A 10,342-nucleotide genomic window follows, 5' to 3' on the forward strand; every position below is an offset into this window, starting at 1 on the left:
TCACCCTCGACGACCTGGTCGAGGCGATCGGCGTCGACGCCGCGCGCTACAGCCTGACCCGCTCCTCGGTGGACACCCCGATCGACATCGACCTGGCACTGTGGTCGTCGGCGTCCAACGAGAACCCGGTCTACTACGTGCAATACGCGCATGCCCGGCTCTCCTCGCTGGCCCGCAACGCCGCCGAGTTCGGCCTGGCGCCCGACACCGCGAACCTGGCTCTGCTCACCGCCGACAAGGAGGGCACCCTGATGCGCTCGCTCGGCGAGTTCCCCCGGGTGCTGAGCACCGCCGCCGAACTCCGCGAGCCGCACCGGATCTGCCGCTATCTGGAAGACCTGGCCGGCGACTACCACCGGTTCTACGACACCTGCCGGGTGCTGCCGCAAGGCGACGAGCGGCCCGGTGACCTGAACGCCGCGCGGCTGGCGCTATGCCAGGCCACCCGCCAGGTGATCGCCAACGGGCTGGCGATCCTCGGTGTCGGCGCCCCGGAGCGAATGTGAACGTCCACCCCGCCGGACCCCGGCACGCCGAGGAGATCCCGCATCCGGGCCTGCCGCCGCGGCCACGCACCGCGCAGCAGCTGCTGGAGCTGGCGCCACATGTCTGGCCGCGCAACGCCGTTCGCGGTGACGACGGCGTGCTGCGGGTGGCCGGGGTGGCGGTGACCGACCTGGCTGCGCGGTTCGGTACGCCGCTGTTCGTCGTCGACGAGGACGACTTCCGCGGCCGCTGCCGGGAGCTGGCCGCGGCGTTCGGCGGCGGACAGCGCGTCCGGTACGCGGCCAAGGCGTTCCTGTGCGGCGAGATCGCCCGCTGGGTCGACGAAGAGGGGTTGTCTCTCGACGTCTGCACCGGCGGTGAGTTGGCGGTCGCGCTGCGGGCCGGCTTTCCGGCCGAACGGATGGCGTTGCACGGCAACAACAAATCGGTTGACGAGCTGACCGGCGCGGTCGCGGCCGGGGTCGGCCACATCGTGGTCGACTCGATGATCGAGATCGACCGGCTGCAGGCGGTGGCCGCCGCGGCCGGGGTGGCCCAGGACGTGCTGGTGCGGGTCACCGTCGGCGTGGAGGCCCACACCCACGAGTTCATCTCCACCGCCCACGAGGACCAGAAGTTCGGGCTGTCGCTGGCCGGTGGCGCGGCGATGGCCGCGATCCGCCGAGTTGCCGACGCCGCGAACCTGCGGCTGGTCGGCCTGCACAGTCACATCGGGTCGCAGATCTTCGACGTCGACGGGTTCGAGGTGGCCGCGCACCGGATCATCGGGCTGCTGCGCGACGCGGCCGCCGCACTCGGCGCCGAGCAGGCCGCCGGGCTCTCCACCGTCGACCTCGGCGGCGGCTTCGGCATCGCCTACCTGCCGCACCACGACCCGCCGCCGATCGCCGAGCTCGCTCGGAAGCTCGGCGCGATCGTGCGCGACGAGTCCACCGCGGTGGGCTTGCCGGTGCCGACTCTGGTGGTGGAGCCGGGCCGGGCGATCGCCGGGCCGGGCACCGTCACGCTCTATCGGCTTGGCACGGTCAAGGACGTCGACGTCAGCGCCACCGGGCACCGTCGCTACATCAGCGTGGACGGCGGGATGAGCGACAACATCCGCACCGCGCTCTACGGCGCCGAGTACGACGTGCGGCTGGTCTCCCGCGCCGGTGACGCGTCGCCGGTGCTGGCCCGGATCGTCGGGAAGCACTGCGAGAGCGGCGATATCGTGGTGCACGACGCCTGGGTTCCGGACGATCTGGCGCCCGGCGACCTGCTGGCGCTGGCCGCCACCGGCGCCTACTGCTACGCGATGTCGAGCCGGTACAACATGGTCGGCCGGCCGGCGGTGGTGGCCGTGCGCGACGGCCGGGCGCGGCTGATGCTGCGCCGGGAGACGATCGACGACCTGGTCAGCCTGGAGGTGAGGTGAGCGTGTTCTCTGACGAGCATCCGGTGGGCGTCGCCGTGCTGGGGCTGGGCAACGTCGGCAGCGAGGTGGTCCGGATCATCGAGGACAGCGCCGTGGACCTGGCGGCGCGGGTCGGCGCCCCGCTGGTGTTGCGCGGCGTCGGGGTGCGCCGAGTGGCGCCCGGCCGGGGCGTGCGGGTCGAGCTGCTCACCGACAACGTCGAGGAGTTGGTGTCGCGCACCGACGTCGACATCGTCGTCGAGGTGATGGGACCGGTCGAGCCCGCGCGCAAGGCGATCCTGTCGGCCCTCGAGAACGGCAAGTCGGTGGTCACCGCGAACAAGGCGCTGCTGGCCAGTTCCACCGGCGAGCTGTCCCAGGCCGCCGAGCGCGCCCATGTCGACCTGTACTTCGAAGCCGCGGTGGCCGGCGCGATCCCGGTGATCCGGCCGCTGACCCAGTCGCTGGCCGGCGACACCGTGCTACGGGTGGCCGGGATCGTCAACGGCACCACCAACTACATCCTCTCCGAGATGGACTCCACCGGCGCGGATTACACCGCGGCGCTGGCCGACGCCGGCGCGCTCGGCTACGCCGAGGCCGACCCGACCGCCGACGTCGAGGGCTACGACGCCGCGGCCAAGGCGGCGATCCTGGCCTCGATCGCGTTCCACACCCGGGTCACCGCCGACGACGTCTATCGCGAGGGCATCACCGCGATCACCCCCGCCGACTTCGCGTCGGCCCGCGCGCTGGGCTGCACCATCAAGGCGCTGGCGATCTGCGAGCGGGTCACCGCCGCCGAAGGCCGGCAACATGTCTCGGCGCGGGTGTACCCGGCGCTGGTGCCGCTGGGCCACCCGCTGGCGTCGGTCAACGGCGCATTCAACGCGGTGGTGGTCGAAGCGGAGGCGGCCGGCCGGCTGATGTTCTACGGGCAGGGTGCCGGTGGGACGCCGACCGCCTCAGCGGTCACCGGTGATCTGGTGATGGCCGCGCGCAACCGGGTGCAGGGTGGCCGCGCGCCGCGCGAGTCCAAGTACGCCAAGCTGCCGGTCGCGCCGATCGGGCTGATCCAGACCCGCTACTACGTCAGCATGGACGTGGTCGACAAGCCGGGCGTGTTGGCCTCGGTGGCGGCCGAATTCGCCACCCGGGAAGTGAGCATCGCCGAGGTGCGCCAAGAGGGTTCGGCCGACGGCGCGCGGATCGTGGTGGTCACCCACCTCGCCACCGACGCCGCACTCTCGGCGACCGTGGCCGCGCTGGCAGACCTGGACGCGGTGCAGCGGGTCGCCAGCGTCATCCGACTGGAAGGAACCGGCCAGTGACCGTTCACCACCCCTGGCCCGGGGTGATCACCGCCTACCGCGACCGGCTTCCGGTGGCCGCCGACTGGACCCCGGTCACCCTGTGCGAAGGCGGGACGCCGCTGATCCACGCCGTCCGGCTCTCCGAGCAGACCGGCTGCACGGTGCATCTGAAGGTCGAAGGGCTGAATCCGACCGGGTCCTTCAAGGACCGCGGTATGACGATGGCGGTCACCGACGCGCTGGCCCGCGGGCAGCAGGCGGTGCTGTGCGCCTCGACCGGGAACACCTCGGCGTCGGCGGCCGCCTACGCCGCCCGGGCCGGCGTCACCTGCGCGGTGCTGATCCCGCAGGGCAAGATCGCGATGGGCAAGCTGGCTCAGGCGGTGATGCACGGCGCCAAGATCATCCAGATCGACGGCAACTTCGACGACTGCCTGGAGCTGGCCCGCAAGATCGACGCCGATTTTCCGACCGTCTCGCTGGTGAACTCGGTGAACCCGGTGCGCATCGAGGGCCAGAAGACCGCGGCGTTCGAGATCGTCGACGCACTCGGCCGGGCACCTGACGTGCACGCCCTGCCGGTCGGCAACGCCGGCAACATCACCGCCTACTGGCGGGGCTACACCGAGTATCACGCCGCCGGCCTGGCCGATCGGCTGCCCCGGATGCTCGGCACCCAGGCCGCCGGGGCGGCGCCGCTGGTGCTCGGTGAGCCGGTGCGCGAGCCGGAGACCATTGCCACCGCGATCCGGATCGGCGCCCCGGCGTCGTGGGCGGCAGCGGTGGCGGCACAGCAGCAGTCCAACGGCCGGTTCCTGGCCGCCACCGACGACGAGATCCTGGCCGCCTACCACCTGGTGGCCAGCAGCGAGGGTGTCTTCGTCGAGCCGGCCTCGGCGGCCAGCATCGCGGGCCTGCTGAAAGCCGTCGAGGACGGCTGGGTGACGCGCGGCTCGACCGTGGTGTGCACCGTCACCGGTAACGGCCTCAAGGATCCCGACACCGCGCTCAAGGACATGCCGAGGGTGAGCGCGGTGCCGGTCGATCCGGTGGCCGTGGTGGCCAAGCTGGGGCTGGTCTAGTGGGGCGCACCCTGCCGGTCGGGTTGTCGGCAAGCGTGACGGTGGCCGCCTCCAGCGCGAACCTGGGTCCTGGCTTCGACAGCATCGGCGTCGCATTGGGTCGCTATGACCAGGTGGTGGTCGAGACCATCGACTCCGGCCTGGTCGTCGAGGTCACCGGCGAAGGCGCCGGACAGGTCTCGCTTGGGCCGGATCATCTTGTGGTTCAAGGGATCCGGTGCGGGCTGCGGGCCGCGGACATCGACGTGCCGGGGTTGGCCGTGCGCTGCCGGAACACCGTGCCGCACCAGCGCGGCCTGGGTTCGTCGGCGGCCGCGGTGGTCGCCGGCCTCGCCGCGGTGAACGGGCTCGCCGCCCAGCGTGACCTGCCCCTGCTGAGCCAGACGCAGCTGATCCAGCTGGCGTCGGAGTTCGAGGGGCACCCCGACAACGCCGCCGCCGCGGTGCTCGGTGGGGCGGTGGTGTCCTGGACTGATCGCGACGACCCGCCCGGTTACGCCGCGGCGCCGCTGCAGCTGCATCCCGACATCCGGCTGTTTCCGGCGATACCGGAGCAGCGTTCGTCGACGGCCGAGACCCGCACCCTGCTTCCGGCCCAGGTCAGCCACTGTGACGCCCGGTTCAACGTGAGCCGGGCGGCGCTGCTGGTGCTGGCGCTGACCCAGCGCCCGGACCTGTTGCTGGCGGCGACCGAGGATGTGCTGCACCAGCCGCAGCGCGCGGCGGCGCAGCCGGCCTCCGCCGAGTACCTGCGGCTGCTCCGCCGGCACGGCATGGCGGCGGTGCTTTCCGGCGCCGGACCTGCGGTGATCGCGCTGAGTACGGCGTCCGAGCTGCCGGCCGAGGCGCTGGAGTACGGGGCGGCGAACGGGTTCACCGTGGCCGAGGTGGGGGTCGGCGACGGAGTTCGCTGGAACGCCGGCGTGGTGGTGTCGGGTTGACGCCCGGCGCGCGGCCGCACGCCGGTGTGTTGCTTCCGGCAACGACACCGGCTATCCTCGGACGCGTCCAGCTATCGCAGCATCTGCGTCTGCATCACATGCTGCGATGTCAACTGGGAAACCATCAATTCTTCTCGGGGATGACGGCTCATACTTCGATGCCGCCGACGCACCGTACTGAGGTGCCGGTGGCACGCGCTCGGCGATTCCGCTGACTGCAATTGACCCCTCGCGCGACAACGCCGACGAGGGAAGAAAGGGAAATCCGTGACCGATACGGACCTCATCACGGCCGACGACAGCACCGAAGACCGAAAGCTGTCGGGCAAGCCGGAGACGGCGCCGGCCGACGGCGCCGCTGAAAAAGCCGGCAAAGCCGACGGAGCCGCTGGCAAAGTCGACAAGGCCGACAAGGCGGACAAGAACGGCACCGGTCGGGACGGCTCGCTCGCCAGCATGCTGCTGCCCGACCTGCGCGCGCTGGCCAACCGAACCGGCGTCAAGGGGGCCTCGGCGATGCGCAAGGGCGAGTTGATCGCCGCGATCCAGGAGAGCCGGGGGGGCGGCAACGGGTCGACCGTCGAGAGCCCCGACCCGGCGACCAAGACCGAGACCCCGCGCCGGGAGCGGCGCGGCGCCAGCCGTGGGGCCGGCGCGCCGGACGCCGGCGGGGACCCGAAAACCGGCGGCGACCAGAAGGCCGGCACGGGCGCGCAGCAGGACACCGCCGCCGAAGAGCGCGGGCAGGGCCGAGGCGACGAGCAGGGCGGCGGCGGCCAGGGAGCGCAGAACCGCGACGACGACGGCGACGGCCGGGGCGGGCGGCGCGGTCGCCGGTTCCGCGACCGGCGGCGCCGCGGTGAACGTGGCGACGGCGGCGAGGCCGAACTGCGTGAGGACGACGTCCTGCAGCCGGTGGCCGGGATTCTCGACGTGCTGGACAACTACGCGTTCGTGCGCACCTCGGGTTATCTGGCCGGCCCCAACGACGTCTACGTCTCGATGAACATGGTCCGCAAGAACGGGCTGCGCCGCGGCGACGCGGTGACCGGCGCGGTGCGGGTGCCCCGCGAGGGCGAGCAGCCCAACCAGCGGCAGAAGTTCAACCCGCTGGTCCGGTTGGACGCGATCAACGGCGGCTCGATCGAGGACGCCAAGACGCGGCCCGAGTTCTCCAAACTGACCCCGCTCTACCCCAACGAGCGGCTCCGGCTGGAGACCACCACCGAGAAGCTGACCACCCGGGTCATCGACCTGATCATGCCGATCGGCAAGGGCCAGCGGGCGCTGATCGTGTCGCCGCCGAAGGCCGGTAAGACGACGATCATGCAGGACATCGCGAACGCGATCACCCGGAACAACCCCGAGTGCCACCTGATGGTGGTGCTGGTCGACGAGCGGCCCGAGGAAGTCACCGACATGCAGCGCTCGGTGAAGGGCGAGGTGATCGCCTCGACGTTCGACCGGCCACCGTCGGACCACACCCAGGCCGCCGAGCTGGCGATCGAGCGGGCCAAGCGCCTGGTCGAGCAGGGCAAGGACGTGGTGGTGCTGCTCGACTCGATCACCCGGCTGGGCCGGGCCTACAACAACGCCTCGCCGGCGTCCGGCCGCATCCTGTCCGGTGGTGTCGACTCGACCGCGCTGTACCCGCCGAAGCGGTTCCTCGGCGCGGCCCGCAACATCGAGGAGGGCGGCTCGCTGACGATCATCGCCACCGCGATGGTCGAGACCGGCTCCCAGGGTGACACGGTGATCTTCGAGGAGTTCAAGGGCACCGGCAACGCCGAGCTCAAGCTGGACCGCAAGATCGCCGAGCGCCGGGTCTTCCCGGCGGTCGACGTCAACCCGTCCGGTACCCGCAAGGACGAGCTGCTGCTCTCACCCGACGAGTTCGGGATCGTGCACAAGCTGCGCCGGCTGCTCTCCGGCCTGGACTCGCACCAGGCCATCGACCTGTTGATGAGTCAGCTGCGCAAGACCAAGAACAACTACGAGTTCCTGGTGCAGGTGTCCAAGACCACGCCGGGCGGCGCGGAGATCGACTGAGCCGGACGTCGTCGTCGTGGCGGCCGGATCAGATCCCGGGGATCCCGGGAACCGGTGGTAATCCGGGGGGCGGTGGAGCCCAGGGTCCCGGGGGAGGCGGCGGACCCCAGGGTCCCGGCGGTCCCCACGGTCCCGGAGGCGGTGGCGGACCCCAGGGTCCCGGCGGTGGCATCCCCGGCACTCCGGGTACCGGCGGTTCCGGTGGCCCGGGTACTCCGGGGACCGGTTGAAAGCCCGGTAATGCCGGCTGGGCACCGGCCGCACCGGCGCCGATCCCGACCGCAACCGCAACGGCACCGACAACGCACACGCGTGCGATGGTCACGGGTTTTCTCTGTAGGTTCATCGGCGGACCCCCTGGTTTGCCGGTGAGTGGCACCGGGTGGTGACTCCACTCTGTCGGTGAATGTAGAGTTTCGGCCGCTGGCACGCGAGGGGAACCCGCGTTTTGAACTGATCCGGGCCGACCTGGCATAATCGACCGTCGGATCACCGACGGTTCCGGTTCACGTCCGCCGCACGGGCGGGCGACCCGGCGGCCACCGATCGAAGAGGACGTCATGAAGTCTGGTATTCACCCCGACTACGCCGAGACCACCGTGGTCTGCGGCTGCGGCAACACGTTCACCACCCGCAGCACCAAGCCGGGTGGCCACATCGTGGTGGAGATCTGCTCGCAGTGCCACCCGTTCTACACCGGCAAGCAGAAGATTCTGGACAGCGGTGGCCGGGTCGCGCGCTTCGAGCGGCGCTACGGCAAGCGCAAGAAGGAAGCCACAACCGACAACTAGCTCCCGCACCGACGCCCGGCCGCGCGAACTCGCACCCGCCGGGCGTCGATCTGCGTTCGGGGATAAGGAGCTGAGGTGACCCGCAGCGTCCAGGCGATCGACGCGCTGCTCGCCGAGCATGCCGAGTTGGAGCGCCGGCTCGCCGACCCGGAGTTGCACAACAACCCGGCCGAGGCGCGCCGGGCCGGGCGGCGCTTCGCCCAGCTCGCCCCGATCGTCGCCGCGCACCGCAAGCTGGAGTCCACCCGCGAGGATCTGCAGGCGGCGCGGGAGTTGGCCGCCGACGACGCGTCGTTCGCCGCCGAGGCAGCCGATTTGGCGGCCCGGGCAGACGAACTGGACCGCCAGCTCACCGACATGCTGGCCCCACGTGACCCGCACGATGCCGACGACATCGTGCTGGAGGTCAAATCCGGTGAGGGCGGGGAGGAGTCCGCGCTGTTCGCCGCGGATCTGGCCCGGATGTACATCCGCTACGCCGAGCGGCACGGCTGGTCGGTGACGGTGCTCGACGAGACCACCTCGGACCTGGGCGGGTACAAGGACGCCACGCTGGCGATCGGCAGCAAGGGGGACGGCCCGGACGGCGTCTGGTCGCGGATGAAGTTCGAGGGCGGGGTGCACCGAGTGCAGCGGGTGCCGGTGACCGAATCCCAGGGCCGGGTGCACACCTCGGCGGCCGGTGTGCTGGTCTACCCCGAACCCGAGGAGGTCGGCGAGGTCAGCATCGACGAGGCCGACCTGCGGATCGACGTCTACCGGTCGTCCGGCAAGGGCGGGCAGGGGGTCAACACCACCGACTCGGCGGTCCGGATCACCCACCTGCCCACCGGGATCGTGGTCACCTGCCAGAACGAACGATCCCAGCTGCAGAACAAGACCCGGGCGATGCAGGTGCTGGCGGCCAGGCTGCAGGCGCTGGCCGAGGAGCAGGCCCTGGCCGACGCCTCGGCGGACCGGGCCAGCCAGATCCGCACGGTGGACCGCAGCGAACGGATCCGCACCTACAACTTCCCGGAGAACCGGATCACCGACCACCGGATCGGCTACAAGGCGCACAACCTCGACCAGCTGCTCGACGGCGACCTCGACGCCCTGTTCCACGCGCTGGCCGCCGCCGACAAAGAAGCGAGACTGCAGCAACGATGACCGCTCTCCGGTCGGCGATCGACTCCGCGGCGGCGACGTTCGCCGCCGCCGGAATCGATTCCGCGCGCCGCGACGCCGAGGAGCTCGCCGCGCACGTGGCCGGAACCGACCGCGGCCGGCTGACGCTGCTGGACGATCCCGGCGACGAATTCCTGGTCCGCTACCGCGACCTGGTCGCCGCCCGCCGGACCCGGGTGCCGCTGCAGTACCTGACCGGAACCGCGGCTTTCGGCGCGGAGACCCTGCACGTCGGCCCCGGCGTCTTCATCCCGCGTCCGGAGACCGAGGCGATTCTGGAATGGGTTGTCAGTCAACCACTTCCAGGTGTCCCGACGATCGTCGACGCGTGTACCGGATCGGGCGCGCTGGCGTTGGCGCTGGCGCACCACCGGCCGAACTCCCGGGTGATCGCCATCGACGACTCGGATACGGCACTGGGCTACGCCCGGCGTAACTGCGCCGGCAGCACCGTCGAGCTGATCGGCGCCGACGTCACCGAGGCTGGGCTGCTGCCGGAGCTCGACGGCCGGGTCGACCTGCTGGTGGCCAACCCGCCCTACGTTCCGGACGGCGCCGAACTGGACCCCGAAGTGGCCCACCATGATCCACCACATGCGCTGTTCGCCGGCCCGGACGGGATGGCGGTGATCGACGCCGTCGTCGGCCTGGCCGGACGCTGGTTGCGGCCGGGCGGCCGGCTCGCCGTCGAGCACGACGACACCACCTCGGCGGCGACGGTCGAGATGGTCGCCGCGACCGCGCGATTCGACGATGTCGCGGCCCGCGCGGACCTGACCGGGCGGCTCCGATTCGTCACCGCGGTGAGAAACGGTGCGCCATGAGCGAGACATTCGACTGCGGCGACAGCGCAGAACGGGCGGCCGGCATCGCGGCCGCGGTCGACGCGGCGCGCGGCGGCCGGCTGGTGGTGCTGCCCACCGACACCGTCTACGGCATCGGTGCGGATGCCTTCGACCCCCTCGCGGTGTCGGCGCTGCTGGCGGCGAAGCGGCGCGGCCGCGGCATGCCGGTTGGGGTGTTGGTCGGGTCGTGGACCACCATCGACGGGCTCGCCCTGACGGTCACCGAGACCGCTCGTGACCTGGTCCAGGCGTTC

At 71.4% G+C, this 10,342-nt stretch carries 10 protein-coding genes; all 10 read left to right on the forward strand.

All coding sequences use genetic code 11. The features are described from left to right. Positions 1-506 (forward strand): DALR anticodon-binding domain-containing protein (locus AC2VNT_RS09835; RefSeq protein ID WP_486946677.1); only part of this gene is annotated, 506 nt, incomplete at its 5' end. Positions 507-556: 50 nt separating this feature from the next. After that, positions 557-1,921 carry a diaminopimelate decarboxylase gene (lysA, locus tag AC2VNT_RS09840; protein ID WP_486946684.1) on the forward strand — a complete coding sequence of 455 codons (1,365 nt, stop codon included), beginning with the start codon at positions 557-559 and terminating at the stop codon, positions 1,919-1,921. A gap of 2 nt (positions 1,922-1,923) precedes the next feature. Further along, positions 1,924-3,231, forward strand: coding sequence for a homoserine dehydrogenase (locus AC2VNT_RS09845; RefSeq protein WP_486946685.1), 1,308 nt, complete (start codon positions 1,924-1,926; stop codon positions 3,229-3,231). Next, positions 3,228-4,295, forward strand: a complete 1,068-nt coding sequence (thrC, locus tag AC2VNT_RS09850; protein WP_486946678.1) for a threonine synthase — start codon at positions 3,228-3,230, stop codon at positions 4,293-4,295. The genes AC2VNT_RS09845 and thrC overlap by 4 nt, the downstream gene beginning before the upstream one ends. After that, positions 4,295-5,236 carry a homoserine kinase gene (gene thrB / locus AC2VNT_RS09855; RefSeq protein WP_486946679.1) on the forward strand — a complete coding sequence of 314 codons (942 nt, stop codon included), beginning with the start codon at positions 4,295-4,297 and terminating at the stop codon, positions 5,234-5,236. The genes thrC and thrB overlap by 1 nt, the downstream gene beginning before the upstream one ends. A gap of 318 nt (positions 5,237-5,554) precedes the next feature. After that, the gene (rho, locus tag AC2VNT_RS09860) at positions 5,555-7,285 is read left to right on the forward strand and encodes a transcription termination factor Rho (protein ID WP_486946686.1); all 1,731 of its coding nucleotides are present in this window, start codon (positions 5,555-5,557) and stop codon (positions 7,283-7,285) included. A 560-nt stretch (positions 7,286-7,845) separates the two neighbouring features. Then, positions 7,846-8,076: a 50S ribosomal protein L31 gene (gene rpmE, locus AC2VNT_RS09865; RefSeq protein WP_486946680.1), complete on the forward strand. Its 231-nt coding sequence runs from the start codon at positions 7,846-7,848 to the stop codon at positions 8,074-8,076. Positions 8,077-8,151: 75 nt separating this feature from the next. Further along, on the forward strand, positions 8,152-9,225 hold the full coding sequence (prfA, locus tag AC2VNT_RS09870; protein ID WP_486946681.1) for a peptide chain release factor 1: 1,074 nt from the start codon (positions 8,152-8,154) through the stop codon (positions 9,223-9,225). Beyond that, entirely contained in the window at positions 9,222-10,067 is an 846-nt protein-coding gene (prmC, locus tag AC2VNT_RS09875) for a peptide chain release factor N(5)-glutamine methyltransferase (RefSeq protein ID WP_486946682.1), read from the forward strand. Before prfA ends, prmC begins: the two co-directional genes overlap by 4 nt. Then, positions 10,064-10,342, forward strand: a 279-nt coding sequence (locus AC2VNT_RS09880) for an L-threonylcarbamoyladenylate synthase (protein WP_486946683.1), incomplete at its 3' end; no start/stop codon positions are given. The genes prmC and AC2VNT_RS09880, both read left to right, overlap by 4 nt.

This window comes from Mycobacterium sp. TH-M15 (genome assembly GCF_057473705.1).

Bases quoted from the DNA above. Each gene is read 5' to 3' on its own strand.
- rpmE (WP_486946680.1), top strand. From the start codon at position 7,846: ATGAAGTCTGGTATTCACCCCGACTACGCCGAGACCACCGTGGTCTGC.
- prmC (WP_486946682.1), top strand. From the start codon at position 9,222: ATGACCGCTCTCCGGTCGGCGATCGACTCCGCGGCGGCGACGTTCGCC.